The organism is Chondromyces crocatus, from assembly GCF_001189295.1.
Taxonomy (GTDB): Bacteria; Myxococcota_A; Polyangia; order Polyangiales; family Polyangiaceae; genus Chondromyces; species Chondromyces crocatus.
The window spans coordinates 4722510-4748694 of the sequence record NZ_CP012159.1; the positions used below are offsets into that span (position 1 = coordinate 4722510).

The window sequence follows — 26185 nt, forward strand, 5'->3', positions numbered from 1 at the left end:
ACGGTGGGTGGCGTGCGCTTGCGTGCGGCGCTGGGAACCAGATGGCGACGAGGGTCGATGCTCACGCCGCGGAGTGCGCAAGCCTCGCAAATCGCTCGTCGAGCCGCCAGGCGAGTCGGGTGGTCATTGCCATGATGGGCACCTGGGAGTTCACCCCGATGCTGGTGGGCAAGATCGAGCCGTCCGCCACGAACAGGCCAGGGAGTTCGAAGCTCTCGCCGTTCTGGTCGACGACGCCGCGTCGCGCATCGTTCGAGACCCGCGCGCTGCCGAGAGGATGGAACGACATGCACTCGATCCGCCGCGCATCGATCGATGCTCTCTCCATCGCGCGCGCCTCGTCCATGTTCTTCAGCGGCTGGAAGCCGAACACGGGCGTGTAGACCTCGCGTGCGCCAGCGGCGAGCGCCATCTCGCACAGCACCGTGATCGACCTTCGAAGCCGCGCCAGATCCCGGGGGGCCATCTCGTAGGTGAGCATGGGCTCGCGCCCCAGCCCGCTGCGCACCTGACCGCCACCTTCATCGTGGATCATCGCGCCGAACACCGCGGAGTTCTGCAGCGCGCGCGCGCGCCTCCGCAGCGCCGGTCCCACACCAGGCAGCGCGGCCGCGAGCACGTTGACGGCGGTGTACACACCCACCAGCTTGATCCCGTCGTCGGCAAACGTGTCCGAGTAGACGCTCTGGAGCGCGCCGTTCCACCCGTTCACGGCGTGATCGAAGCGCGCCACGACGCGCGCTGCGGGGTGCAGGGTGATGTTTCTTCCGAGCACCCCGCTCTGCCGCCCAACGCCGGAGGCAGAGAGGAGCAGCGGCGTGTGCAGCGTTCCGCACGCGGCCACCACGACCGGCGCGCGTATCCGGAAGCGGTGCGAGGTCCCCTCGCTCCCCAGGAGCCTCCCCTCCACACCGGCGGCGCGACCTCGCTCCACCAGCACCCGCTCCACGAGCGCATCGGCGACGACCCGCGTCCCGTGCTTGAGCGCCGACGGCAGGTACGACACATCGACCGAGCGTTTGGCTCCCGCCGGGCACGTGAAGTTGCACCGCGCGTTTCCCTCGCAGTCGTCCCCCGTGTTTCGATGGATCGGCTTCATCTCGATCCCGAGCGCCTGCGCGCCCTTCACGAAGAGCCGCGTCGAGTCCGAGCGCATCGCCTCGGGGACCTCGCGCACGGTCAGGCGCTTCTCGACGCTCTCGTACGCTTCTTCCAGGTGACGCTCGCCGAGATCGGAGAGGCCCAGATCTCGTGTCCAGTGATGATGCACCTCGCCAGGGATCCGGAAGCAGACGCCGCCGGTCACGAGGGACGAGCCGCCCACACCGCGGCCCATCATCATGGAGATGATCGGCGTTTGCCCGACACCGAAGACGGTCGCCATCCCCGCCTCGCGGAAGATCTTGCGCACCGCCTCGCTCGGCAAGAAGCGCTGGTAGTCCGCCGGGCGGTAGTAAGGCCCCTCCTCGAGCACGATCACACGACGCCCGGCCTCGGCCAGCAGCGTCGCCATCACCGCACCGCCTGATCCCGAACCGATGACCACCACGTCGCACGCTTCATCGAAGCCGACCTGGAGGTTTCGCCCATCGACGATGGGCTCGGACGACGCAATCTCTCGGTTCACGCGGCCTCCCGGCGTGGCGACGAGGTCACGAGCAGCCGCCGCGTGGAGAGCGTCTGCCGGTCGAAGCCCGTGCTGCGCAGCTCCTCTCCTTCCTCGAAGGCGGGGACGCACAAGGGAACTTTGAACGCGATGAGGAGCATCGAGAGCAGCCCGATGCGGTGGTTCTCCAGCGCCTCCAGGTAGGCGAGCCGCTGCTCGAGCGTGAGCCGCGTCATCCGGCTCGGGACCCCGAGGATGAAGAGGGGCAAGAACTCGAGCGCGACGGTCAGGACCCAGAAGCCTCGCCGGAGATCGGCGCTGGACCTGGCGAGCGACTCGTCGAGCCCTCGGACGGCACGATCGCACACGGCGGGAGGTGGCGCGATGAGCGTCCCCGGCGAGCTCTCGTCCTCGTCGCAGAGGATGGCTTGCGCTGCGGACCAGGCGATCCGACGAGACATGGCCGAGAGGCCACCCTGCGGGTCGTTCCGTGCGGAGGTCCGGTCGGTGTCCAGCGCCGAGGGGCCGGGCTCGGACGTGGTCGACGTGACAGGGGGTCGCATCGCCCGCAGCGTAGCCGGTTTGTTCTTGGTGAAAAACCCCGGCAGAAACCGCCACGGGAGGTCCGCCCGCGGCGGTCTGCTGGCTTGTGATAGAAGCGGTTGGCGAGCGGAGACTTCCTCGCCGCCGGAGGGCCCATGCCTGAGCGACCGCTACAGCATCGAGATCCGGACAAGAAGGATGACGAGACCCTCCGAAAGGAGGCGCGCGCCCACTTCGCGAGCGAGCCTGCGCTCCAGCTCGTGGCCGAGCTGATCGCGCGTCTTCGAGAACTCGACTTGCCCTGGTGGAGCCCCGTGCGTCTACGCGATCGCTGGGGCGCCGTGGAGAGGATGCGCTGGCTCCGTGAGCGCGCCGATCTCCGCCAGCGGGTCACCTCGTCGCTGACGGGCCTCGCCCCCAAGGCTGCGCGCAAGAAGGCGCCGGACTTCCAGGGCGCGCTGCTCGACTCGGTCATCGACGACGGCGACGTCACGGTGCGGGTCTTCGAGGAGCAGTTCCAGCCCTTCGAGATCGCCGTCTACGGCCCTGCGGGGGCGTACTGGAACTTCTTCCGCGAGTCGCTCCCCTGGGATCAGGAGACGCAGGTCCATCACGACCTGATGACCTGGCTGTTCAAGTCCCTGCTCTCGGACCGGAGCCCCTTCGACGGCATCGGCCGCACCCCGATCTTGACGCCGTGGGACGTGCGCACGGCCATCGACGGGCGGGTGTGGCATACGCGCATCCCCCTGGAGGTGCGGGTCGCGATCGACGAGGCCCGGCTCCAGCAAGAGCGCGATCGACCGGGGGTCCCGTTCCACGCCGAGGGGGACCTGTCCATCGCGGTGCCGGAGATCATCGCCACGAGCATTCCCCTTCGCGATCTCGTCCCGGTCCTGAACGTCGCGCAGAAGTCGATGCGCTTCGAGGCGTCGCCGCGCGCTGCCTCGAAGATCGAAGGCAGCGGCGCCGACTCGTCGATGAGGACACCCGAGATCGGCGCGACGGCCGCCCCCGCGCTGCCTGGAGGCAACGTCGCCGCGGTGCCGGGGAGCGGAGCACAAGCGCCTGCCACCACGCCGCCCCCGCCGCTCTCGAGCGGTCCTCCCACCCTGACGGGAGGGCCGCCCTTGCTGGGCCTCAGCCCTTTCCAGGAGGGGGGACGGACGGGAGGCCCCCCGGTTAGCCCCCCCGCTCCCGTGTCCGGAGGTGCCGAGCCCGCGCCCGCGAGCAAGCCGCAGTCCGTGACGTCCATGGATCTGGGCCCCATCCAGGATCCACGAAGCGGCGAGCCGAGCAGCAAGCCGCCGGCGACGGTGCCACCGAGCTTGATCACGGCGACCACGATCCCTGCGCCTCCCCTGATTCAGATGGGGCTCCAGGCGGCCTCGGGCGGCCCCCCTGTCCCCGCTCCGGTGGTGGCGCCTCCGAGCGGGGGCCCTGCCAGCGCGCCCGGCTTCGTGGAGGCGGCGAGCGCTCCCGGGGCGCCTGGCCCTGGGGCTGCGCCCGTGAGTGCGCCACCCCTCGTCGAACCCGGCCGCGTTGCGGCGCCGCCGCCCTCCGAGCCCAAGCCCGTCATCGTGTCGAGCGCGCGTGGCTCCTCGCCCGAGCGATCGTCGGGTGGACGTCCGGGAGGAGGCTCGTCGGGGCTGCTCGCGCTGCTCAACTCCATCGACGCCGAAGACGAGATGGAGATGACCAACCCTTACAGCATGCCGACGCCCGAGGAGATCGCGGCGGAGTCGGCGCGCCTCCCGCCCCAGCCTGACGACGGCTCGGGAAAGCGACGCAAAGCGTAGTGACGTGCGCGCCAGCCCACGCGCGTGGGCTGCATGCGTCGCTCTTTGCACTTCTTCACGACAGCCCCGGACGACCCTTCACAGACGGGAGGCACCTTGCCCGTGTGAATGGCGGCGACGCCGCTGGAGGGTAAGGACCATGGTGGGATTCCTGATCGGTACGGCCTGTCTGGTGGGCCTGTTCTCGATGCTGAGACGCGGTGGCTGGGAAGGACGTTGCGGAGGCAGAGGCTGGGGAGGGGACTGGCAGGGGCGCTTCGGCGGTCCCTGGGATGGTGAAGGGGGCCCGCCCTGGTCGCGGGGTGGAGGGGGTGGTTTCCAGGGAAGGCGCCGGCGGATGCTCGGCTTCCTGTTCGAGCGCCTCGACACCACCGCCGGCCAGGAGAAGGTGATCACGGCTGCGCTGGACGATCTGCGCAGCACCGCCGAGGCGCATCGCGGCGAGCTGCGCCGCACGCGCGCAGACGTGGCGGCAGCGACTCGCAGCCCCAGCTTCGACGAGACCCGCCTCGGAGAGCTGTTCGCGCGACACGACGACGCCTTGACGACGATGCGCAAGGAGCTGGTCGGCGCGCTCGCGAAGATCCACGCCGTCCTCGACGACCGGCAGCGCGAGCGGCTGGCCGATCTCCTGGAGAGTGGCTCCTTCTTCGGCGGGATGAGGCACGGCCGCGGACGCCACGGCAGGGCGTGGGCGTGACGACGGCACACGGACGAGACGAGAGGAGACGACCATGCATCGCAAGCTGATCATCACGTTGCTCGCCTTCGGGGCCATCGGTGGGTTCGCCTCTGGCTTTGCCTCGCTGGGGTGCCGAGCCCACGCGCGGCGTGCCGCGTTCGAGCGCCACGTCGCCTCGGTCTGCGTCGACGCTGCTCGCAAGGCCGAAGTCGAGCGCACGCCGGTGATGTGGGCGGTGCCGGCGCAAGCCCTGGACAGGTGATGGTACCCTCCTGACCACCACGCCATGGCGCAACGCGTACTGCTCATCGACGACGACGTCCGGCTGCACGAGCTGCTCGCGAGTTACCTCGAGCAGAACGGCTTCTCGATCACGGGGGCTCACGACGGGCCCCGCGGCCTGGCCGCCCTCGCCACGGGGACGTTCGACGCCATCGTTCTCGACGTGATGATGCCAGGGATGGATGGCGTGGAGGTCGTCCGGCGCATCCGCGCGAAGAGCTCCATCCCCATCCTGATGCTCACCGCGCGCGGCGAGGAGGCCGATCGCGTGGTCGGTCTCGAGATGGGCGCCGACGATTACATCGCCAAGCCCTTCAGTCCTCGGGAGCTGGTTGCGCGCCTGCGGGCGGTCCTGCGGCGCGGTCGCAGCGAGACCTCGGGCGAGCGCTTCGTCCTGGGAGACATCGTGATCGACGTGCCCGGTCGGGTGGTGAGCGTGGGAGGCCGGCCCGTGGATCTGACGGGCATCGAGTTCGACATCCTGGTCGCGCTGGGGCGCCGTGCCGGCCGCGTGGTTCCTCGGGATGCACTCCTCGAAGCGGCGGGACGCGCGGACGTCCACGTCGGTGAGCGGACGGTCGACGTCCATATCTCGCACCTGCGCCAGAAACTCGGAGACGACCCGCGCGCGCCGAAGCTGATCAAGACGGTGCGCGGCGTGGGGTACGTGCTGACGAAGGACGGAGCGTGACGCGCTGCAGGCACCACACACCACGGGAAGGGCGCGTCTCGCGCTACTTGAAGGCGCGTCTCCAGCGCCGCCTGTTCGTGACGTTCGGCATCACCATCATGGCGACGGTCGCCATGGTGGCCGCGGCGATGAGCCTGCTGGATGGAGGATGGGGAGCGAGCTTCCGCCTGGAGGTGAGACGGGTCGAGGCCTTGATCGACCGCCAGTTCGCCCAGGTCTGGGGCACGCCCGCCGCGCGTGACGGCCTGGCCCGCGCCGTGGCTGAGGAACTGGACGCGAGCGTGATGCTCCTGGACGATCGAGAGCAAACCCTCGTGTCACACGGGCCGGCTTGTGGAACACGTACCTACCGTGTCCCGGTACAAAGCGATGGCACTGCGCTGGGATCGGTGGTGGTGTGCTTCCACCGTTTCCGGCACGGAGGTCCGTTCCGTGTCGCCCTGGTGCTCGGCGTGATCGCGTCGGTCCTGTGGGCCGCCTCCGGTTTGATCTCGCGGCGCCTTGCACGTCCGCTTCTGGAGCTGTCGCGGGTGGCGCGCGAGATCGGTGAGGGCAACCTGCAGAGCCGCGTCCGGCTCGACCGGCGCGCTGCTGGTGAGGTCGGTGTCGTGGGCGAGACGCTCAACGACATGGCGGCTCGCATCGAGAAGCAGCTTGCGGATCAGCGGGAGCTGCTCGCCGCCGTCTCGCACGAGCTGCGCACGCCCCTGTCACGCATCCGCCTGTTGACCGAGATGGCGCGAGATCGTGGAAGGGGAGGGGAGGAGAGTGAGGGCGTGGAGATCGAGGGCGTGGAGATCGAGGGCGAAACGAGACCCCTCCGCGTCCCCTCCTCGAAGCTCCTCGACGATCTCGATCGTGAGGTGATGGAAATCGATGCGCTCGTCGGCGATCTGCTCGCAAGTTCCAGGATCGACTTCAACGCACTCACTGTGACCCGCGTCGCGCCTGCGGATGCTGCGCTTCGCGCGCTGGAGCGAGCGGGGCTCGATCCCAGCCTGCTCGAAGTGGAAGAGGACACGCCTCCCGCCATGGAGGTCGACGCGACATTGCTGGGGCGCGCCCTGGCCAACCTGATCGAGAACGCGCGTGCACATGGTGGCGGCGTCGAGCGGCTCCGGGTGCACGCGCGAGGCGAGACGATCTCGTTCGACGTGGAGGACGGTGGTCTGGGTTTCTCCCCTGGCGAAGAAGCGCGGGTGTTCGAGCCGTTCTATCGGGGAGGCAGCGCATCGGCCAGCGAACCGCGTGGTGCTCTGGGCCTGGGCCTGGGTCTCGCCCTCTGCAAGCGGATCGCCGTAGCGCATGGTGGCCGGGCTTTTGCGGAGAACCGGGCCGAGGGCGGCGCGCGGGTCGGCGTCGAGATTCGTGTCCGCCCCCCATCCTCCGGCGGGGCACCGCGTGAGCGCCGCTCCTCCCACGCCTGAGCCGAGGGCGACCCCTCTCGATGCACGCTCAGAGTTCGATCTTCGCGCCGACCTGCACCCAGATCGGCGCGCCGGGCCGCGCTCCGAACGGCCGCCGTGACGCCAGGTAGGCGCTGTTCAGCAGGTTCCGGCCCGTCGTGTACACGCTCAACCAGTCGAGCACCTTCACGCTCGCGCTGGCATCGAGCAGGAAGTAGGCATCCGTCGCCTCTCCCGGTCCTGGATCTCCTCGGCCGGCGATCTCCCGCATCTGGCTCACGTAGGTCCCTCCCACGTTCACGCCGAACCGACGTGTCTCCAGCCCGATCGATGCGTAGAGCTGGTGCGTGGGCACGTAGGGGACAGTGTCACCGGCGAACACCGTCCCGAAGATCGGATCCGCCGAGCTGAAGTCACTCGCGAATTCCGCCTGCGTGAACGTGTACGCCAGCCTGCCAGGGAGCGCGATCCCCTCGGTGAGCTGGTACTCGCTCTCCACGTACCCTTCGAGACCGTACACGCGCGCGCGCCCGCCGTCGTACTGCTGGTCGATGTTCTCGTTGAGGCATCCCGTGGAGTACGTGCACACGTTCGAGAGGTTCGAGTAGTCGTTGTAGAACCCGACCAGCTCGGCCCGGAAGCGGCGTGGTGACCACCGCAAGCCGGCCTCGTAGTTCACGCTCTTCTCGGGCCTGACGAAGTCGTTCTGGCCCGGTGGGACTGGCGAGAACCCCTGATGAAGGCCGACGAACGCGCCGAGATCCAGCGGCAGTGCGACGAAGAGGCCAGCCCCGGGGAGCGCCACCTGCTGCAGCGCGAGAGTCCGCACATCACTCTGGTTGTCGTTGAACTCGCCGCGGATCGACTCGATCCGTGCACCCGCCGTCAGCGTCACTGGCCCCCAGGTCGCCGCGTCGACGGCGTACATGGAGAGCGCCAGCGTCGATGCCTCGTTGTTGGCCTCGTACACGGTCGGAGACCCGTCGTGCTCGAGCCGGGTCCCCTCGACCAGGTAGCCGTCACGGTTGTGGATGCGCGCGATCGAGTCGTAGTGGATCCGCGTCCCCAGCTCGATGCGGTGCGTGATGGGCCCCGTGCGCGGCCTCCAGTGCAGTGTGGACTGCACCCCTTGAGAGACGAATGCCCGATCGTTCGGCCCGAAGACCAGCGACTCCTCGGAGGTGGTGGGCGGGATGGCCCCCGTGAGCACGTTGTAATAGACGGCGTTGCGCGGATCCGACGGGTTGCTCAGCACCTGCGAGAGTGCCGCGCCGCGGAAGCTGTGCACGCGGTCCCAGATCCGGTGCAGATCGTGGCGATAGCCCGTCGTCACGAGCTCCACCTCGCTCCCGAACTTCATCCGGTGCGTCAACGCGAGCTGCGTCCTGTGGAACTCCATCCGGTCGAGCTTGCTGGCGACGTACCGCCGGTACGGTGTCACTGCGAAGTCGGCGTCCGTCAGGCCCAGGTAGGTCTCGTGCGAGATCTCGTTGGAGTAGCCCGCCTTGAGCTCCAGCTCCTGGTGGATGCCGCCTCGGGTGCCCAGATCGTAGCGACCCTTCAGCATCCACTCGTTGCGGGTGAAGCCCGTGTCCCCACCCCCGTCGAGATCCTTGAAGCCCGTGTTCCCCAGGTGGACGCCCTCGATGAGGATGCCGAGCCGCCCTGACTCGTCCGAGACCCCCGCACGCACGTGAAGCTTGCGGGAGAGGTACTGGCCCATGGCGACGTCGATCATCACCTTGCGCGTGTCGGGGATCGGCGCCGTGACCAGATCGATGGCGCCGGCGACCGTGTGCGGTCCGTAGACGATGGCCGACGGGCCCTTCACCACGCGCACCGAGTTCATCCGCGTGATCAGAGGGAAGTAGTACGCCGCGGGGGCGCTGTACGGCGCCGGCCCGAAGAGGACACCGTCCTCCATCAGCGTGATCTTCTTGCTGCGATCCGAGATCGCGCCGCGCATCCCGATGTTGGGTCGGAGCCCGAAGCCGTCTTCCCCGCGGACGTAGACGCCGGGGACGCTCAGGAGGACCTGGTGCGGATCGTCGTACTCGAAGCGCTCGAGCTGCTTGGGTCGAATGACGTGCGCGGAGCCACTCGTCTCCTGGGCGCGTGTCCCCACCACGGTGACCTCGGTGGGATCGGAGGGGGGAGCACCCTCGGCCTCGGCGCTCTCCTCGGAGCCAGAGGCGACGCCGATCTCGACGTCGAGCGCTCCCGTTGCCGGCCGGGGCTCATCACCTGGGGGGGCATCGGTCGCTTCCTGAGCGGAGGCGAACGGTGTGGCGAGGAGGACGGCGAGAAAGGGGGTGATCAGGGGAAGGCGGCGCTGCTTGCGGATTTCCATGCGACGGGACGGATTGCGGGGGGAGGCTCGGTCGGTGCGGGGAGAATCCACGCAGCGCGGGCGAGCGAGTCAGAGATACTGGCGAGGTCGACCTCGGGATCGATGAGACGTGCGGCCCGACGTCCGTTGAGGGACGCGATGGCGTCGACCTGGACGATGGGACGAACGCCCTCTCGGTTCCCGACGTCGCGTGCGATGTGCTGCGCGAGCTGGAGGATGAGATCGGGCTGGGTGGAGAACTCGCGCTGTTGTCGTTGATCCAGGTACTTGCGCGGGTGCACTTCGGTCACCCGCCCGGTCTCTGGATGCGTCAGCCGGTAAGTCACGCTGCCGTTCTTCTCGCGGACCATGACGCGCCAGGAGAACCTCATGCCTTGCTCGTGCCAGAGCACGTTGCCTCCGTAGAGGTGGGTGCGCAGCGGCAAGAAGATCTGGATGGCCATGTACACGGCCCCCAGCCCGAGCGCGAGCTTGAGCTTCATCGTCGGCGCATGGGTGGGGGGCGCTGCAGGGCGGCGCGTGGAAGCGGGCGCTTCTGCACCGTCGATGGGAGCGTCCTGGGCGCCTCGCAGCCAGGGAATGTGGCGCAGGTACCGCCTGGGCCAGCTCGGGGCGAAGAACACTGTGGCGGCGACGACCATGATGGCCGGGAACATCCCGATCGGGAACAGCATCTTGGTCAGCGCGTGGAAGACCAGCACTGCCACGTACGCGAAGGGGCGCGTCCGCCCGAAGAGCAGGAACCATGCGACGCTCAGATCGAACAGACACCCCGCCCAGCTCATGACGTGACCGGCGCCGGGGAGCGTGAGCAGCGGGCCGATCAGCGGCGTATCCGTTCGCGCAGCGAGCCAGATCTGGAGCGGCTGAGCGTGAACCAGCCAGTCCTCCGTGACCTTCGCGAGCCCTGCGCACGTGTAGACCGTTCCGACCTGGAACCGGAGCAGGTAGGTGCACCAGGTGGGGAACGTCTCCCGGCGGAGGCGGGGGAACAGGAGTGCGTCGATCGACCACTTGCCGTTGAGCGGCATGAGCGTCATCAACGCCGCGAGAAGGCTGAAGAGAACGTAGTGGTTCAGGTAGTTCGTGACGTCGAGCAGCTGGACGTACGTGAACCCCAGGAACACGAGGAAGATGGCGGGCCGATAGAACAGCCCGAGCGCGACGCACGCGGAGAGCACCGTCAGCGCCCCGAAGAGCGCGTGGGTCGCCGTCGGCCCGAGCTGACGCACCCACGCCGCGCCGAAGTAATGGAAGGTGAACTGCGGCTCGACGAAGAGCTGGTCCACCCAGCCATACACCTGGAAGCGGAGCGCGCTGACGAAGCCGAGGATCCCGAAGAGGATGCGGAACGCCGCGAGAGAGGCCGCATCCTTCGGGGCCAGCAACACTGCGCGGACGCGAGTGAGCCAGTCTCGACGGAGGCCTCTCGGCGCCGCACCCTCCTCTTCAGTCATTGTCTCCCTCGACCACCTGCGGCAGTTCGAGATCGAGGACCGACACGAACTCGGTCTTGAGTGCGTCCGTGATCCGCTTGACGCTCGCATGCAGCGCCTCGACCTCCGAACGCCGGGTGCTCAGTCCCTCGACGAGGTCCGGGTTCGACATCGCCTCCGCCGTGGCGATGGCTCCGTCGACATCGGCGGTCATCCGCTCGGCCAGCGAGCCTGCGCCGATGCTGACGAGCAGATCGTCGAAGCCGATGTTCTCGCTCTCCTCGCAGCCCGCGAAGAGCCGCCGGAACCCGATGAGATTGTTCTTCACGTGCTCCGCGGCGATGAGGGCGTAGCGTGACTCGACCGCTTCCGGGCATGACGTGCTCGCGCACTCTCCCCAGACCCCGAGAGGTCGGCCGAGCTTCATGTCCTTGACCTCTCGCTCCACGTAGAACATCCCGTCGCTCACCGCGTTGAGGGCGGCCTGCGCGCTCGCGAACGGCGAGCCAGACGTCCCGGCAGCGCCGAGGATTGCGCCGAAATTCCCCTGGTCCGGCGCCCATGAGTCGGCGAGCTGCCGTGACCTCGCCGTCAGATCGGTCGTGACGACGGCGGCGTAGGCTGCCTTGCGCGCAGCGATCTCTGCGGCACCGAGCGCAGCCCAGGTGCCAGCCGAGTTGATGCTCGCGGTCGCATTGCAGGCGTTGTCCGAGCCCTCGTAGAACAGGAGATACTCCGCCGCGGCGAGACCACGCATGTTGATCAGCGCCGTCTGGGCGAAGGTCGGCGCCTCATAGGCTTTCGACGTGAGCGTCTGCTCCATCAAGCACCGGCTGGTGAGGGGCCACGAATACATGTAGTCACGCAGCGCCTGCCCGTGCGGGAGTGCTGCCGGGCCGGCCGCACCGATCCGGATGACCTCCGCTTGCTGCCAGAGGCCGATGGTCTTCGTCCAGGCCTCGCGCGCGGTCGTGCGTGCCTCCGCATCGCCGCCGACCGCAGCCCGTGTGGCGGTGTCGAACTCTGCCACCGCCGTGGCCACGCTCTGGTACAGCGGGGCCGCGCAAGCGCCCACGGCGGCGAGCACCTGCGCGCGTGTCACCTCGGTGCCTGGGCCGGCACCGGGTCCTGTGGTCGTGGTCGTGGGGGCGCCAGGCCCCGAGGGATCGCCGCCCGAGATGGAGTAGTACGACACCCGTTCGCAGCCGCTCGAAAGCGCATAGAGAACGAATCCTGCTGCAATCGGCGCCCCAGCGAGCAGGCGAACATCTCGAGACCTACGCATTGCTTCAACCTTCCTCGACGACCTTCCTCGGACGTCCTTCCTCGGACGCCCTTCCTCGGACGACCTTCCTCGGACGACCTTCCTCGACGACGTGAACCGGATCGAGAGCAGACCGGCAAAGCGCACGGAGCGCCCTGTCCCACCGCTCGGCTTCCCTCGAATCCCGTGTGGGCTCCTCGGTCGGCCTCCTCTGGGCAGGGCGCTCGCGACGCTCTCCCGCTCAGCCTCTCAGTGGTTGACCTTGAACGCCTCCACGTCTTGCGCCGAGAAGCTGTAGATGGTGGCGAGCTGCTCGATCGCGAGCGCCAGCGCCGGCACCGTCGACGACCCGTCGGTGATCAGCTCGTAGGAGCGGGGATCCTGGCCGATGGGCGCGTGGATGAGCTCCAGCAGCGCGTCGATCTGCGCGTCGGTGATCAGCCGAGCGGTTGCGGGAAGCTGCCGGAACCCGTGGAGGAACGCGACGCCCTCGCCGTAGCCGTGCAGGCCGGCGGCCAGCGTGGTCTCGGGCGCGTTGTCCGTGGTGAGCTGCGTCGCCGCGCTGTTCATGTAGTAGATCACGGTGGCGGCGTTGACCCGCTCCCAGTCGAGCAGCACGTCCTTGATCGCCTGATCGCGCACCGCGTTGCACTCCGCGCCTGCCCGCACCGCCGCCTGGGCCTTGATGAGGTTCGCCTTGATGCGGAAGTAGGGCCCGGGGTTCGCGGCATCCAGCGGGCGGCTCGAATCGCCCGGATCCTTCGGGCTGCGGCGCTCGGCGTACTGCGCGCCGATGCGATCCGGGTTCGGGTTCACGGTCGGGTCGGCCGTCTCGCTGTCGCCCGGGAACGTCGGGTGCGCACCGAACGCGGCGAGGATCTGATCGATGGTCGCCTCCTCGATCGGGCCCACCGAAAGCGATGCGGCGTGGTGGTAGAAGGCGGCGCCGAAGAGCCCCTTCTCGACCGTCTGGCGCAGGTCGTTCCCGTGCGCGGAGAAGATGTAGGCGCCGTACTTCCCGCCGTCGCCCACGGGCGGAGACGCCGGCGTCCAGGTGTTCCCCGCGGCAGCGGCGAACAGATCGAAGGCCGCCTCGATCTCGCCCTGGTAGTACGTGGTCGTCGCATCACGGAGGCTGGGCGTCCCCGCGTCGAACAGGGCGACGAGTTCATCGGAGGTCGGCGTCACCGTCAGATCGGTCTCCGCATTCCTCATCAGGCCGTTCAGCGCGTTGAGCTGGTTGCGCAGGGCGAGTTCGGTCGCCGCGTTGGTCGCGAAGTTCGTGCCGTCGTAAGTCTCGGGATCTGCAGGCGCGCATTCCGCCTGCACCGAGCCACCCTCTCCGCCGTTGCCGCCGGAGCCATTCCCACCCTCCCCACCCGATCCTCCAGTCGAGGACGTGGTCGTGGTGGTCGTCGTGGTTTGCGTGTCGCCATCGTCATCACCGCCGCAACCGACGTTGACGAGAACGAACGGCAAGGACAGCGCGAGCGCACGGACGATCACAGAACGAAGCATCGAGTTCTCCTTAACGAAAGCGGTCCCCAGACGTTGGGAACGCGGCGACGCTACAAGTGTTGAAAGTGGTTTTCAAGTTCCCTATTCTCGTAAATAGGAACTTGAAACAGACTTTCAACTTCCAAAGCTGGAGCCTCTTCGTTGGTGGTGAGACGATGTGTGAGCGGGGGACAGGGGTCGCTGACGCGTGCAAAAGCGCTCGGAGGCGTGCTGTTCTCGCTGTTCGCAGCCACCACGGAGGCTGCGGCGCAAGCACCTCCCCCGCCTGAAGCGCCCTCGACCCCGCCTGCGGAAGCGCCTCCGCGCGAGGCGGCTCCGAGCGCGTCCGGCGAAGCGCCGAGCGAGATCGTCGTCACGGGCACCCGCACGCCCGAGTCCGTCCAGCGCGCGACGGTCCGCACCGACGTCGTCACCCGGAAGGAGGCCGAGCGACGCGGCGCGACCAACGTCGCCGAGGCGCTCGAAGGGCAGCTCGGCGTCCAGGTGAACCCTGGCGCGTACGGCGCCCTGGGGAACCCGAGTGCGATCCAGATCCAGGGCTTCGACCGTGATCGGGTGCTGGTGCTCGAAGACGGTGAGCGCGTCATCGGTGACGTCGGCGGCGCCATCGATCTCTCCTCCCTGCCGCTGACGGACGTGGCTCGGGTGGAGGTCGTCGCGGGCCCGATGAGCGCGCTCTACGGAGCCAGCGCCATCGGCGGGGTCGTCAACGTGATCTCTGCGCCGCCTGCGCTGCTCGGTCTGAGTGGGCGAGTGCGCCTCGAAGGGCGCCTCCGACCTGGCTTTCTCCTCCAGGGCAGCAGCGCCTACCGCGGCGACGATACCTGGGCAGGCGCCGACGTGACCGTCGAGGACCGTGCTGGCGTCCCCTTCGAAGGAAACGAGCCTGCGCTCCTCGCGCCTGCTCGAAAACAGCGCGCAATCGGCCTGCGCGCAGGGACCGCCATCGGATCGCGGATCAACCTGCGCGCCCGCGCCCGCTGGCTGAACGACGTCTCCGAGGGGACCGAGGTGCAGCGCATCCCGGGTCTCGGGGACTACGTGCTGGATCTCCCCTCCGTCTCCAACCGCGTCGCGCTCCACCTCGCCGAGGACATCGATCTGCGCGGCGGCTCCAACCTGCGGCTCACTGTCGGGCGACAGTGGATCTTCCAGGAGAACCGGAAGGATCGCCGCGACTCGCCGCTCGACGAGGTGCGCGACCGCGAAGGGACCATGCAGAGCATGGAGGCCATCGCCACGATCGTGGATGGCAAGACGAGGACCTGGGTGATCGGCGCCCGCGCCGAGATGGAGGAGCTGACCCAGCGGATCACGAAGACCGAGACCGACGGCACCTCGCTCTCCACCCACGAGACCGAGGAGGTCCCGCTCACCCGCCTCGGCGTGGCCGCGCTCTACAGCCAGTTCTCGTGGAAGCCCTTCGACGAGCTGACGATCATGCCCGGCATCCGCGGCGAGATGCACCTGCGTTACGGCGGCGTGATCGCGCCCCGCCTGTCGATCGCGTACCGGCCCACCTCGCGCCTCTCGCTCCGCCTCGCTGGCGGACGCGGCTTCCGCGCGCCGAGCGCCAAGGAGCTGGGCTTCCTGTTCGATCACTCCTTCTACGGCTACCGCGTGATCGGCAACCCCGATCTCTCGCCCGAGGCTTCGTGGGGCGTGACGGGAGACGTCTCGCTCAAGATCACCGACGAGGTGAGCTTCCGAGCTGGCGGCTTCGTGACCTGGATCGACGACCTGATCGACTTCGCCCTCGATCCCTCGTCGTCGTTCGGGGGCATCGACACCTACTCGTACAGCAACGTGGCGAAGGCCAGGACCTCCGGTGTCGACGCGCGCGTCACGCTCCGCCCCTTCGACTGGCTGAGCGCCGAGCTGGGTTACGCCTACCTCTGGACGCGCGACGACACCAACGAGCGCCCGCTCTCCGGCCGTCCACCCCATACCGTGATGGCCGCCTTGCGCGCCGACCTCCCGGCCGACTTCGAGCTCGTCGCCCGGTTCCGCGCGGTGACCAGCACGTTCGTCGACGAGGATCTGCGCTCTCCCGGCTTCAACTCGCTCGATCTGCGGCTCGCCCGCGGGCTGTGGTCGGGCGCCCAGGCCTACATCGGGATGCGGAATGCACTTGCCGCCCGGCGCGAGCCAGGGCGCATGGGGGATCAGCGACCGTTCGACGGTCGCGCCGTTTATCTCGGCTTGATCGCCGAGCTGCCATCGGAGGAGCCATGAAGAACAACAAGCAGCGGTGGATGCTCGTCGCGGCGCTGGGTCTCGCCTGTCCGGCGTGCACCGAGTCGGTCGGCGACGGGGGCGGCGGGAGCGGCGGGACGCCGACGACCCCGACGGGTGAAGGCAAGGAGCTGGTGGTGGAGGTGCCCGCCACGGGGCACGCCTACGTGCGCCTGGAGGGACCCGAGGTGGTGGAGGGAGGTGCAGGTCAGTCCGACTGGGACCTCTCCTTCTCGGGCTACGACGTCTACACGAACAGCGGCCCCTCGGGCTCCGCGAACGCCGGCGCCTTCGGACCCCTCGGGCCCGAGGTCTTCGACAGCGGCGAGATCCCCTCGGACATCCCCTTCATGATCGCCGACAAGCTCGGGGGAGCTTTCCTCGGCTGGTACCTTTACGACGGCAACACCCACCGCCTGTGGAGTCGCTACCACGTCCACGCCATCAAGGACGGGGGTCGCCTGTGGAAGGTGCAGCTCCTCGGGTACTACGGTGAGGCCCAGGGGGCGCCCGTGAGCGCGCTCGTCCAGCTTCGTTACGCCGAGGTCACGGCGTCGGGCGTCGAGCCCACGATGACCGTCGCCGATCTCAACGCCTATGCCGGTGGCGCCGGAGGCCCCATCGACGCACCGAGCGAGTGCCTCGATCTCGCCACCGGGACGCGCCTGGAGAAGACTCCCGCCCAGGCGAGCAGCAGCTCCGACTGGCACCTCTGCTTCCGCCGCGAGACGGTGCTCGTGAACGGCGAGCTGAGTGGCCCGCGTGGCACTGGGGCCATCGACCTCAACGCCGCCGAGACCGACGCGGAGAAGCTCGAGCAGATCCAGGCCCGCACGCCCGCCACCGAGCAGGCCCGCTTCGACGCCGTCGATCACGCCGCCCTGACCGCGCCCGCGCTCGACTACCGCGGTGACCGCATCATCAGCGCGTTCTCGCAGTACTGGCTCGATCGCGATGGTGAGCTGCCGACGCCCGAAGACGGCTCGTGGGTGGTGCGCGCCGCGGCCAGCGAGACCCGGTACATCGTGCGCTTCGACCGCTTCGAGGGCGCCACGGCAGACTCCCCCGGCCGCGTCGTCCTGCGCGTCCGCCGCGAAGGGGCCGAGCCGTGACCGCCGCCGCGTCCGAGCCGATCCCGAGCCTCCAGCAGCGATGGGCCGACTACCGCCGCGAGCACCCCCGCGCATGGCCGCGTGATGCCGCTGCAGCGCTCGGCGTCAGCGAAGCGGAGCTTCTGGCCACCCGCTGCGGCGACGGCGTCACGCGCCTCGAAGGCGACATGACCGTGCTGCTCCTCCGTCTCCCGTCTCTCGGTGACGTGAAGACCATCACCCGCAACGAGACGGCAGTCATCGAGCGCCGCGGCCGTTTCGAGCGCGTCGAGATCTCGGGCCGCATGGGCCAGGTCGTCGGCGAAGAGATCGACCTTCGCCTCTTCCTCGACCACTGGGCCGCCTGCTTCGCCGTCCGCGACGAGAGCCCCCGTGGCGTCCGCCGCAGCCTCCAGTTCTTCGATCGACAGGGAGACTCGATTCACAAGGTCTACCTCGAAGAAGACGACCGCCTTCCTGCGTACGAGGCGCTGATCAAGGCGTACCAGAGCGCCGATCAAGAGCCCGTGTTCCGGCCCCAAGGCGCCACCCCGAGCGCCACGCCGAAGCCCGACGATGCCATCGACGTCGTCGCCTTCCGTGACGCCTGGGATGGCCTCACCGACGTCCACGGATTCCACGGGCTGCTCCGCAGCTTCGGTGTCACCCGCACCCAGGCCCTCCGCCTGGCGGGCGCCGAGCGTGCCCGCCGCGTCCCGCCCTCGTACCTCACCCATGTCCTCGGGAGCGCCGCCGAGCGCGCCCTCCCGATCATGATCTTCGTCGGCAGCCGTGGCGCCATCCAGATCCACACGGGCCCCGTCCATCGTGTCGAGCCCCTCGGCGCCTGGCTCAACGTGCTCGATCCTCGCTTCAACTTGCACGTGCGCACCGAGCGCATCGCCGAGGCGTGGATCGTCCGCAAGCCCACCGAGGATGGCCCCGTCACCTCCCTGGAGCTGTTCGACGCGGCCGGCGAGACCGTCGCGTTCCTCTTCGGCAAGCGCAAACCAGGGCAGACCGAGTCGGCGCTGTGGCGCGATCTGCTGAGCGAGCTCCCCGAGGCCAGCCCGTGAACGCGCTCCACCGGCCTGCGCTCGCCAGCCTCCTCGTGCTGCTCGCCAGCCTTCTCTGCGCGTGCCGCGAGCGCACACCCGCAGGCGGTGAGCCGGGCAGCGCGCGCAGCGAGTCGAGCGCGGCGCCCAGCGACCCGGGCCCGGCGAGCGCGTATCGAGGTACGCCCGGCGCCACCACCGCGCCGGCCCGCATCGTCTCCGTCGGCGGCCCCGTCACCGAGATCGTCTACGCCCTCGGCGCAGGCCCGGACGTCGTCGCCGTCGACACCTCCAGCCTCTACCCCGACGAGGCCAACAAGCTCCCCAAGGTCGGCTACCAGCGCACCATCGCCACCGAGGGCGTCCTCGCCCAGCGTCCCACCCTCGTCCTCCTGTCCTCCGAGGCCGGGCCGCCCGCCGCGATCACCCAGATCCAGGCTGCCGGCATCCCCACCCACGTCATCCCTGCGGAGGCCCAGCTCGACGGCATCGCCGACCGCATCGACGCCGTCGCCAAGGCCCTTGGCAAGCAGGCCGAAGGCGACACCCTGAAGCGCACCGTCACCGCCGAACTCGACGCGGTGAAGCGCGAGCTCGGCGCCCTCCCGACGCACCCCCGCGTCCTGATGATCTACACCCGCGGCGCAGGCACCCAGCTCGTCGCCGGCGTCGACACGCCGCCCGACACCTTGATCCGCCTCGCGGGGGGCGAGAACGCCGCCGCCACGCTGTCCGGCTACAAACCCATGACCGCCGAGGCCGTCGTCGCTGCGGCCCCCGAGGTCATCCTCGTCCCCAGCCGTGGCCTCGACGCCCTCGGTGGGATCGACGGCATCCTTGCTCTCCCTGGCGTCGCCCAGACCCCCGCAGGCAAGGCCCGACGCGTCGTCCCCCTCGACGACCTCCTCCTGCTCGGCCTCGGCCCCCGCACCCCCGCTGCCGCCCGCGATCTCGCCCGACAGCTCCGCGCGCCATGAGTTCCACCGCGCTCTCCGGGCTGACCCACGCCGCGCGCCGACCCGCTGGCCGGCGCGCCACGCTGCTCGCCCTCGGCGCGCTCCTCGTCGTCGTCATGCTCCTGGCCGCCTCGATCGGTGCCGTCCGCCTCACCCTCGGCCAGGTCCTCGCCATCGTCCTCGAACCCCTGGGCATCACCCTCCCGTTCCACGTCACCGAGCAGGACATCGCCGTCGTTCGCGCCATCCGCGCCCCGCGCGTCCTGCTCGGCGCCCTCGTCGGCGCGGCCCTCGGCGCCAGCGGCGCCGCCATGCAAGGCCTCCTGCGCAACCCCCTCGCCGATCCGGGCCTCATCGGCGTCTCCAGTGGCGCCTCCCTCGGCGCGGCCCTCGCCATCGTCTCCGTCGGCGCCGCCGGCATCGGCACGGCCGGCATCGGCGCCGCCTTCATCCCAGCTGCCGCTTTCGTCGGCGGACTCGCCGCTGCCGCCCTCGCGCTCCACCTCGGCCGCGTCGACGGCCACCCCGTCGACGGCGCCCTCCTCCTCTCCGGCATCGCCATCAACGCCCTCGCCGCCGCGGGCGTCGGCCTCGTCATCCACGTCGCCAGCGACGCCCAGCTCCGCAACATCACCTTCTGGACCCTCGGCAGCCTCGGCGGCGCCTCCTGGACCAGCCTCCAGTGGGCCGCCCCGCCGCTCCTCGTCAGCGTCTTCTTGCTCCAGCGCCTCGCGCGCCCCTTGAACCTCCTGCTCCTCGGCCCGACCGAGGCCCGCCACCTCGGCCTCCGCGTCGACCGCGTCCAGCGGATCGCCGTGGTCACCGCCGCCTTCGGCGTCGGCGCTGCCGTCTCTGCTTCGGGCCTCATCAGCTTCATCGGCCTCGTCGCCCCGCACCTCGTGCGCCTCGTCCTCGGCCCCGAGCACCGCGCCGTCCTCCCGGGCGCCGCCCTCGTCGGCGCCCTCGTCCTCGTCCTCGCCGACCTCCTCGCCCGCACCCTCATCGCGCCAGGCGAGATCCCCCTCGGCGTCCTCACCGCCTTCCTCGGCGCGCCCTTCCTTCTGGCCCTCCTGCGCAGCCGCGCTGCCGGGAGGCTCACGTGATCGAGGCCCGCGGCGTCGGCGTCCGCATCGGCGGCAACGACCTCCTCACCGACGTCTCCCTCCGCGTCGCTGCTGGCGAGTGCGTCGCGCTGGTCGGCCCCAACGGCGCGGGCAAATCCACCTTCCTCCGTGTCCTCTCCGGCGACCTCGCCCCCACCACGGGCGACGTCCTCCTCGGAGAGCGCCCCCTCGGACGCTACGCCCCCGAGCAGCTCGCCCGCGTGCGCGCCGTCCTCCCGCAGGAAGCTGGCCTCCGCTTCGCCTTCACCGCCCTCGAGGTCGCCCTCATGGGCCGCGCCCCGCACACCCAGGGCGCCGATCGCCCCGACGATCTCCGCATCGCCCGCGACGCCCTCCGCCGCGTCGGCCTCGCTGGCCAGGCCGATCGCCTCTACACGACGCTCTCTGGCGGCGAGCGTCAGCGCGTCCAGCTCGCGCGCGTCCTCGCCCAGCTCCCACCTGCGGACAGTGAAGGCCCTCGTGCCCTCCTCCTCGACGAGCCGATCGCCAGCCAGGACCTCGCCCACCAGCACCGCGTCCTTCGCATCGCGCGTGACGAGGCCAGGGCGGGCGTCGCCGTGATCGTCGTCCTCCACGATCTCGGCCTCGCCGCTCAGTATGCCGATCGCATCGGCGTCCTCGCCCGCGGTCGCCTCGTCGCCGCTGGGCCGCCCTCCGAGGTGCTCTCCACAGCGCTCCTCCGCGACGTCTTCTCCGTCGCCGCGCGGATCGCCTTCGACCCTGCGTGCCCCGGGCGCCCTCTCGTCTTCGTCGAGACCGACGATCTCTGAAAGAGCATGAAATGCAGGCCCCCGCGGGGCCATGCACTGTCACACAAGGAACGATCATGAGTGAACTTCGCATCGGGGCGGGAGCGCTTCTCCTCGGTTTGATCACGGCCACGGCTGCCTGCGGTGGCGACGACCCCCCTGGGAACGACGCGACGACCAGCACGACCACGACGACGTCTGGCGCGGGGGGCCATGGTGCTGGTGGCGACGGCGCGGGGGGCGCCGGTGCTGCAGGCACGGGTGGTGAAGGCGGCGGGGGCGTCGGCGGCAACGGCGTCGGCGGCAACGGCGTCGGCGGCTCGGGAGGCGACGGTGGCGCGGGCGCAGGTGGTGCTGGTGCAGGCGTCGGTGGTGCAGGCGTCGGTGGTGCAGGCGTCGGTGGTGCAGGCGGCTCGGGCGGCGGCAGCGCGACCTGTGTCGCCCCGATGGCCGAGTGTGATGGCAACTCCGCCACGGTCTGCGAGACCGACACGACCGCGAGCTCCGAGCACTGCGGCGCCTGCGGCCACAGCTGTCTGGGCGGTGCCTGCCTCGCCGGCACCTGCCAGCCCGTGGTGCTCGCCGACACGCAGAACAATCCCTGGACCATCGCCCTCGACGACGAGCACGTCTACTGGACCAACGGCGGCCAGGCTGCCTCCGGGAACGGCAGCGTCGCGCGCGTCCGGAAGATGGGCGGCGACGTCCAGATGATCGCGACGGGCCAGAGCTACCCCTTCATCGGCATCGCCGTCGCCGACGACCACGTCTACTGGACCAACTACACCGACGGCACCGTCCGCAGGGCCCTGATCATCGGCGGCGGTGAAGAGACCCTCGCCACGGGGCAAGCCAACCCCAAGGGCATCGTCGTCGACGCCACGCACGCCTACTGGGCGAACAACAACGGCACGATCATGCGCCACCCGCGCGGCGGTTCAGCGCAGCCGCCCGAGCTTCTCTCCTCGGTGAGCGGGACCAAGCCGTACGGCGTCGCACTCGGCAATGGCGGCATCTACTGGACCGTCGCCTCGGCGAACGTGGGCTCGATCCAGTTCCTCCCGCTCGCTGGCGGTCCACCTGCTCCCATCGCCGAGCAGCAAGACCTCCCCCTCTACCTCGCGACGGACACCGAGCACGTATACTGGGTCAACACCGCGGCCGGTCCCTCGATCGCGCGGGCACCGCTCGCCGGCGGCGCCGTCGATGTCCTCGGCAGCTCCCCCTCTGCCGGGGCCTACGGCATGACCGTGGCGGGTGACGACGTCTACTTCACCAACCACCAGCAAGGGACCATCACCCGCGCCCCGTCCTCGCCCCCCGAGCAGGCCCAGGTCCTCGTCACGGGCCAGGGCAGGCCGCGCATGATCGCCGCCGACGACCTCGCCATCTACTGGGTCAACCAGATGGACGGCACCGTCATGCGACTCGCGCGGTGAGGGTCCTGCGGTCCGCGCGGTGAGGGTCCTGCGGTCCGCGCGGTGAGGGTCATGCGGCTCACGCGGTGAGGGTCATGCGGCTCACGCGGTGAGGGTCATGCGGCTCACGCGGTGAGGGTCATGCGGCTCACGCGGTGAGGGTCATGCGGCTCACGCGGTGAGGTGCAGGCTGCTTGCGTAGCGAGGGGGTAGGCGGCTCATGCACGGAGGCGCATGTCACTCGCGCGATGAGGGTCATGCCGCTCGCATCCTGATGCACTGAGGGCGGATTGGGGAGGCATCGCTGCTTCCAGATCCGTCCTCATGGTGTCCCGGAGGCCGATTTGTAACGTGCACAGGCCCCGTGAGTGGCCGACGCGACCAGGTCACGCCCGTGCACAGGGCCCGTGAGTGGCCGACGCGACCAGGTCACGCCCGTGCACAGGCCCCGTGAGTGGCCGACGCGACCATGGTTTCCAATCCAACCCCCGGTTCGTGTCCTCCGGCATCCAGGTGCGAGCCCGACCTGGTCACGTCGGCTGGCTTCCTGTCCCTGGTCGCGGAGGTGACGGCGCCGCCGTGGCGACTTCCGATACCCGGGCGCCAGGTGACCCCGATCCATGGGCGCCTTCATCAAGGGGTGTCCCGCGGGACAGGGGCTCCGCGATCGTCTCCGGCACCCGGGTCGTGGACGGACCTCCCCCCCGTCGCTCGAGGAGGGCACCAGGGCACGAGGGTGACCCGACGAAAAATAAACGGCGGACACCTGGTTCACGTCTCGGACCCAGGGAAAACCAGTCCGGACATACGAATCACGCTGTGCTGGCGGGATGCTCGACCTGCGGGCTGCCACGCCTGATACGGCGGGCTCCGTGCCGCGCTCGCGCTACCCGCTGGTGGTGTAGGGGAGCAGGGCGATGCCGCGCGCCCGCTTGATGGCGAGCGCGAGCTGCCGCTGCTGCCGGGCCGATAGCCCCGAGATGCGCCGTGGCACGATCTTCCCGCGCTCGCTGATGAAGTACTTCAGCGTTTGCGGATCCTTGTAATCGAAGACGTGATCGGGACCGATTCCCAGCCTGGCGGCCAGCCGGCGGCTCCGCCGCTCGACCGTGGGGATCCCCTGAGACCGCAGTTCATCGGGGTAACGCTCCTCTCTCGGGCCACTCGTCATTCCGGTCGTCATCTGGACATCTCCATTTCGTAGCTGGTCTTTAATGCAATCGAGTTGCATGATGAAGAGCATTGAAGTCGAAATGTTCATTCTGCAATCGCGAATGCGTGGCAGGCCTGCGCCGGAGCGGAGGGTGACGTCATGAGCTGGTCCGGTGGCGCCGTGATGCATGGACGGGTCCCCGTGTGCAGCGCCGCGGCGCATCTCACCGTGCTCGAAGCGACCGGACTCTCGTCCATCCTGCGGCCTTCCGTGAATCTGTGTCTCTGGCGGCGCAGGCTCGATCCGGATCTCCTCACCTGGGCCTCACGGCAGGCGACCGCGGCGACGTTCGAAGCCGAGCGCGTGCTCTCTCGTGTCCGACCGGACCCGTCAGCGTTGGTCATCGCGCTGCCAGCGTCGCCGCAACGGGTGATGCTCGGCGCGGACATCGCAGAGCTCTCCGTCCGCTTCGCCGGGCTCGCCGGGTGTGGTCGGGTCCGGGCCACGCTCAGCCTCTCGGCGCGCGACGTCTGTCGCAAATTCCATGTCGATCACGTCGGCCTCCGGCTCTTCTGCACGTACGCCGGTCCCGGGACGGAGTGGATCCCGAACGACGCGGTGCGACGTGATCTGCTCTCTCGCTACGATCTGGCCATCGACGTGGCCAATCGCTCGATCCAGGGCAATGAGGGCGCCGCTCGTGGCGCGAAGCCCGGAGAGGTGCTGCTCCTCAAGGGCGAAGGGTGGCCGGGCAATGGAGGGAACGGCGCCGTTCACAGGGCTCCGCCGATCGCGGCTGCCCGGCTACGGCGGCTGGTGCTCACCCTCGACGCCGTCCCGTGAGGCCATGTGTGCTGAATTCATCATGTGTCGTTACTTGAATGCTGATGCAATTGGGTTGTATGTGATTCCAGGTTGATCTAGCTTCCTCGGCGTCGAGGCGCGCGCCGCGTGACCTCGCTCCACGGAGGTGCGCTCACGCACCACAGAAGGCGCGTCCGCGCGCCATGGCTCGTCTCGTGCCGCGCTTCATCGCGCGTCGTCACGAATCGAGGAGGGCTGACATGCGTGATGTCATCAAGCTCGTGTCGTCCGCCGGCACTGGCTATTGCTATTACACGACCAAGAACAAGCGAACGATGACGGAGAAACTTCAGATCAAGAAGTTCGATCCGATCGTCCGCAAGCACGTCGTCTTCACCGAGGGGAAGATCTCGAAGGGCGGCGGCAAGTAGCAGCCGTGGGAGCCATGACCGCCCCACGCGAGGACTCGGCCGTTTCCCTCTGCACGCAGCTCCTGCGCGCGGGCTGGGTGCCTCTTCGCCCCGCTCTGTCTGGAGGGGTGGCGATGCAGCGCCGGGATGCGGACCTGTCGATGTCGCTCTGGCATACACCTGGCTCGGACGAGGTGCGCGTGGTGGTCGCCTTCCGGAGCGGCGAGGGGCCACACGATGTACGGCGCGTCAGGGCGATGGATCTTCGTCTGTGCGTCGCGAGAGGCCGGATGCGTGACCTCGGCGCGTGCCTCCAGGAGGCTCCTTCATGGCTCTCGCCTTCGCGGTTTCCTGGGTGGATCGCGCAGCTCAACCAGCAGGGGGCGGAGGTGTACACCGTGGTCTCGGCGCCGGGCGCTCCCGAGGTGCTGGCGCTCGTGGGCGACGCGCCTCCAGCACGACACCTGCACTGAGCGTGCGCCCGCAGGGAGCAAACGGGCCACCACGCCATCCACGCTGGCCCATGAGCCGCCATTCATGACGCAGAGGAGTTCGAGATCATGATCGAATCGCCCCAGCCTGGACTGTACCGGACCACGGCGCCCTATCCCGGGCAGGAGCAGGCGATCCCTGCCGGCGTGCTGGTCTATGTGGGCACGCGCGATGGCGGTGTCCCGTTCGTCGTGAGGCCCGGGCAGAATCGACGCAACCGCTGGTTCTGGGGAGAGCCCGTGGTCGTCCTGCGCGCTCCGAGCTGGGCGGCGACGCTGAAGCGGCTCCCCACGGAGGGCTTCTACACGCTGCCGGAGGAGCTGAAGGTCAACGGGGGGCGATGGTTGAAGAATGCCATCGTCCAGCTCGGATACAACGGCGAGGGACGCGGCATTCTCTTCGTCGCCGAGGACCACGCCGACGAGCCGCGTAATGTGCTCGTTTTCGCCGAACGAGGCGTTCTCATCGACGACGCTTTGCTCGCGCGGCTCGTCTGGGCACCCATTCTGCCCACGCGAGCCGACGAACCGACCGGATGAATGAAACACGAGGAACATCGGATGAAGATCAAGGTGAACATGCGCTCTCTTTCCTGGCTTCTGGCCCTCACGGCGGCCTTCGCGCTCGCTGCTTGCGGCGACGACGACGGCGGGTCGTCGGGCGGAGAGGGGGGACATGGTGGCCACCATCATGGAGATGGAGGGCACGATCATGGAGATGGAGGGCATGATCATGGCGATGGAGGTCATGATCACGGCGACGGGGGGCATGGTGGAGAAGGGGGCGCGGGCACGTGCGGTGATCCTGGCGACCATTGCGTGAGTGATGCCGACTGCTGCTCCAGCGATTGCCACGGCGATCACTGTCACTGAGCTCGAGCGCGCGAGGGGCGTCCGGTCGAGGACGCCACGCTTCCGGGGGGACGGGCGCATTCCTGCGTGCAATTCGTCGCTGCGTGGCGTGGATCGACGGATGCGCAAGCGTTCGACGGAGTTCCTCGGTGGGTGGGGACACGACCCTCCAGGGGCGGACGACGGGACCGCGCACCATCTGCATGACCGATTGAATGTGCAATCTTGCAAGCGGGATTTGCCTGATCCTCGATTGCAATTGCGTGGTGG

At 69.2% G+C, this 26185-nt stretch carries 24 protein-coding genes; 17 read left to right on the plus strand and 7 right to left on the minus strand.

Going from position 1 to position 26185, the window contains the following annotated elements:
* Positions 1-61: 61 nt before the first annotated feature.
* Both CMC5_RS17505 and CMC5_RS17510 read right to left on the minus strand, forming a co-directional pair.
* A complete protein-coding gene (locus tag CMC5_RS17505) occupies positions 62-1627 on the minus strand; it encodes a GMC family oxidoreductase N-terminal domain-containing protein (RefSeq protein ID WP_050431505.1) in 1566 nt (521 codons plus the stop codon).
* Positions 1624-2169: a hypothetical protein gene (locus CMC5_RS17510; protein ID WP_050431506.1), complete on the minus strand. Its 546-nt coding sequence runs from the start codon at positions 2167-2169 to the stop codon at positions 1624-1626. Before CMC5_RS17510 ends, CMC5_RS17505 begins: the two co-directional genes overlap by 4 nt.
* Positions 2170-2304: 135 nt before the next feature.
* On the opposite strand from CMC5_RS17510, the gene CMC5_RS17515 reads away from it, so the two are divergent.
* The 5 genes from CMC5_RS17515 (at position 2305) to CMC5_RS17535 (ending at position 7030) form a co-directional block, all read left to right on the plus strand.
* Entirely contained in the window at positions 2305-3948 is a 1644-nt protein-coding gene (locus tag CMC5_RS17515; RefSeq protein ID WP_156338674.1) for a hypothetical protein, read from the plus strand.
* A gap of 139 nt (positions 3949-4087) precedes the next feature.
* Positions 4088-4648: a Spy/CpxP family protein refolding chaperone gene (locus CMC5_RS17520; protein WP_050431508.1), complete on the plus strand. Its 561-nt coding sequence runs from the start codon at positions 4088-4090 to the stop codon at positions 4646-4648.
* Between the two features lie 34 nt (positions 4649-4682).
* Complete coding sequence (locus CMC5_RS17525; RefSeq protein WP_050431509.1) at positions 4683-4892, plus strand: hypothetical protein; 210 nt, start codon at positions 4683-4685, stop codon at positions 4890-4892.
* A gap of 24 nt (positions 4893-4916) precedes the next feature.
* Entirely contained in the window at positions 4917-5603 is a 687-nt protein-coding gene (locus tag CMC5_RS17530) for a response regulator transcription factor (RefSeq protein ID WP_050431510.1), read from the plus strand.
* Positions 5600-7030: a HAMP domain-containing sensor histidine kinase gene (locus tag CMC5_RS17535; protein ID WP_050431511.1), complete on the plus strand. Its 1431-nt coding sequence runs from the start codon at positions 5600-5602 to the stop codon at positions 7028-7030. Before CMC5_RS17530 ends, CMC5_RS17535 begins: the two co-directional genes overlap by 4 nt.
* Before the next feature lie 28 nt (positions 7031-7058).
* On the opposite strand, the gene CMC5_RS17540 is transcribed toward CMC5_RS17535, so the two are convergent.
* The 4 genes from CMC5_RS17540 to CMC5_RS17555 all read right to left on the minus strand — a co-directional run bounded on the left by CMC5_RS17540 (position 7059) and on the right by CMC5_RS17555 (position 13577).
* Positions 7059-9359 carry a TonB-dependent receptor family protein gene (locus CMC5_RS17540; protein WP_063796296.1) on the minus strand — a complete coding sequence of 767 codons (2301 nt, stop codon included), beginning with the start codon at positions 9357-9359 and terminating at the stop codon, positions 7059-7061.
* Positions 9326-10816 (minus strand): HTTM domain-containing protein, encoded by a 1491-nt coding sequence (locus CMC5_RS17545; protein WP_082362564.1) that lies wholly within the window; start codon positions 10814-10816, stop codon positions 9326-9328. Before CMC5_RS17545 ends, CMC5_RS17540 begins: the two co-directional genes overlap by 34 nt.
* Positions 10809-12080: an imelysin family protein gene (locus tag CMC5_RS17550; protein WP_082362565.1), complete on the minus strand. Its 1272-nt coding sequence runs from the start codon at positions 12078-12080 to the stop codon at positions 10809-10811. Before CMC5_RS17550 ends, CMC5_RS17545 begins: the two co-directional genes overlap by 8 nt.
* Positions 12081-12308: 228 nt before the next feature.
* On the minus strand, positions 12309-13577 hold the full coding sequence (locus CMC5_RS17555) for a hypothetical protein (protein ID WP_156338675.1): 1269 nt from the start codon (positions 13575-13577) through the stop codon (positions 12309-12311).
* Positions 13578-13736: 159 nt separating this feature from the next.
* Here CMC5_RS17555 and CMC5_RS17560 point away from each other — a divergent pair, with 159 nt between their 5' ends.
* The 7 genes from CMC5_RS17560 to CMC5_RS44650 are packed head-to-tail and all read left to right on the plus strand — an operon-like array spanning position 13737 to position 22226.
* Complete coding sequence (locus CMC5_RS17560) at positions 13737-15812, plus strand: TonB-dependent receptor plug domain-containing protein (RefSeq protein WP_245678488.1); 2076 nt, start codon at positions 13737-13739, stop codon at positions 15810-15812.
* On the plus strand, positions 15809-16924 hold the full coding sequence (locus CMC5_RS17565) for an HmuY family protein (protein ID WP_245678489.1): 1116 nt from the start codon (positions 15809-15811) through the stop codon (positions 16922-16924). Before CMC5_RS17560 ends, CMC5_RS17565 begins: the two co-directional genes overlap by 4 nt.
* Positions 16921-17979 (plus strand): hemin-degrading factor, encoded by a 1059-nt coding sequence (locus CMC5_RS17570; protein ID WP_050431515.1) that lies wholly within the window; start codon positions 16921-16923, stop codon positions 17977-17979. The genes CMC5_RS17565 and CMC5_RS17570 overlap by 4 nt, the downstream gene beginning before the upstream one ends.
* Positions 17976-18935 carry a heme/hemin ABC transporter substrate-binding protein gene (locus CMC5_RS17575; RefSeq protein WP_050431516.1) on the plus strand — a complete coding sequence of 320 codons (960 nt, stop codon included), beginning with the start codon at positions 17976-17978 and terminating at the stop codon, positions 18933-18935. Before CMC5_RS17570 ends, CMC5_RS17575 begins: the two co-directional genes overlap by 4 nt.
* The gene (locus tag CMC5_RS17580; protein ID WP_050431517.1) at positions 18932-20017 is read left to right on the plus strand and encodes a FecCD family ABC transporter permease; all 1086 of its coding nucleotides are present in this window, start codon (positions 18932-18934) and stop codon (positions 20015-20017) included. Before CMC5_RS17575 ends, CMC5_RS17580 begins: the two co-directional genes overlap by 4 nt.
* Positions 20014-20808 (plus strand): heme ABC transporter ATP-binding protein, encoded by a 795-nt coding sequence (locus CMC5_RS17585; protein WP_050431518.1) that lies wholly within the window; start codon positions 20014-20016, stop codon positions 20806-20808. Before CMC5_RS17580 ends, CMC5_RS17585 begins: the two co-directional genes overlap by 4 nt.
* 56 nt (positions 20809-20864) lie before the next feature.
* The gene (locus CMC5_RS44650; RefSeq protein WP_050431519.1) at positions 20865-22226 is read left to right on the plus strand and encodes a hypothetical protein; all 1362 of its coding nucleotides are present in this window, start codon (positions 20865-20867) and stop codon (positions 22224-22226) included.
* Positions 22227-23091: 865 nt separating this feature from the next.
* On the opposite strand, the gene rpsR is transcribed toward CMC5_RS44650, so the two are convergent.
* Complete coding sequence (rpsR, locus tag CMC5_RS47605) at positions 23092-23376, minus strand: 30S ribosomal protein S18 (RefSeq protein ID WP_082363466.1); 285 nt, start codon at positions 23374-23376, stop codon at positions 23092-23094.
* A 141-nt stretch (positions 23377-23517) separates the two neighbouring features.
* On the opposite strand from rpsR, the gene CMC5_RS17600 reads away from it, so the two are divergent.
* The 5 genes from CMC5_RS17600 (at position 23518) to CMC5_RS44655 (ending at position 25886) form a co-directional block, all read left to right on the plus strand.
* Positions 23518-24201 (plus strand): DUF1826 domain-containing protein, encoded by a 684-nt coding sequence (locus tag CMC5_RS17600; RefSeq protein WP_050431520.1) that lies wholly within the window; start codon positions 23518-23520, stop codon positions 24199-24201.
* Between the two features lie 221 nt (positions 24202-24422).
* Positions 24423-24593 carry a 50S ribosomal protein L33 gene (gene rpmG / locus CMC5_RS17605; RefSeq protein WP_050431521.1) on the plus strand — a complete coding sequence of 57 codons (171 nt, stop codon included), beginning with the start codon at positions 24423-24425 and terminating at the stop codon, positions 24591-24593.
* A gap of 14 nt (positions 24594-24607) precedes the next feature.
* Entirely contained in the window at positions 24608-25045 is a 438-nt protein-coding gene (locus tag CMC5_RS17610; RefSeq protein ID WP_050431522.1) for a hypothetical protein, read from the plus strand.
* 87 nt (positions 25046-25132) lie between these two features.
* Positions 25133-25603, plus strand: coding sequence for a hypothetical protein (locus CMC5_RS17615; protein ID WP_050431523.1), 471 nt, complete (start codon positions 25133-25135; stop codon positions 25601-25603).
* Positions 25604-25739: 136 nt separating this feature from the next.
* Positions 25740-25886 (plus strand): hypothetical protein, encoded by a 147-nt coding sequence (locus CMC5_RS44655; RefSeq protein WP_156338677.1) that lies wholly within the window; start codon positions 25740-25742, stop codon positions 25884-25886.
* The last annotated feature ends 299 nt before the right edge of the window (positions 25887-26185 follow it).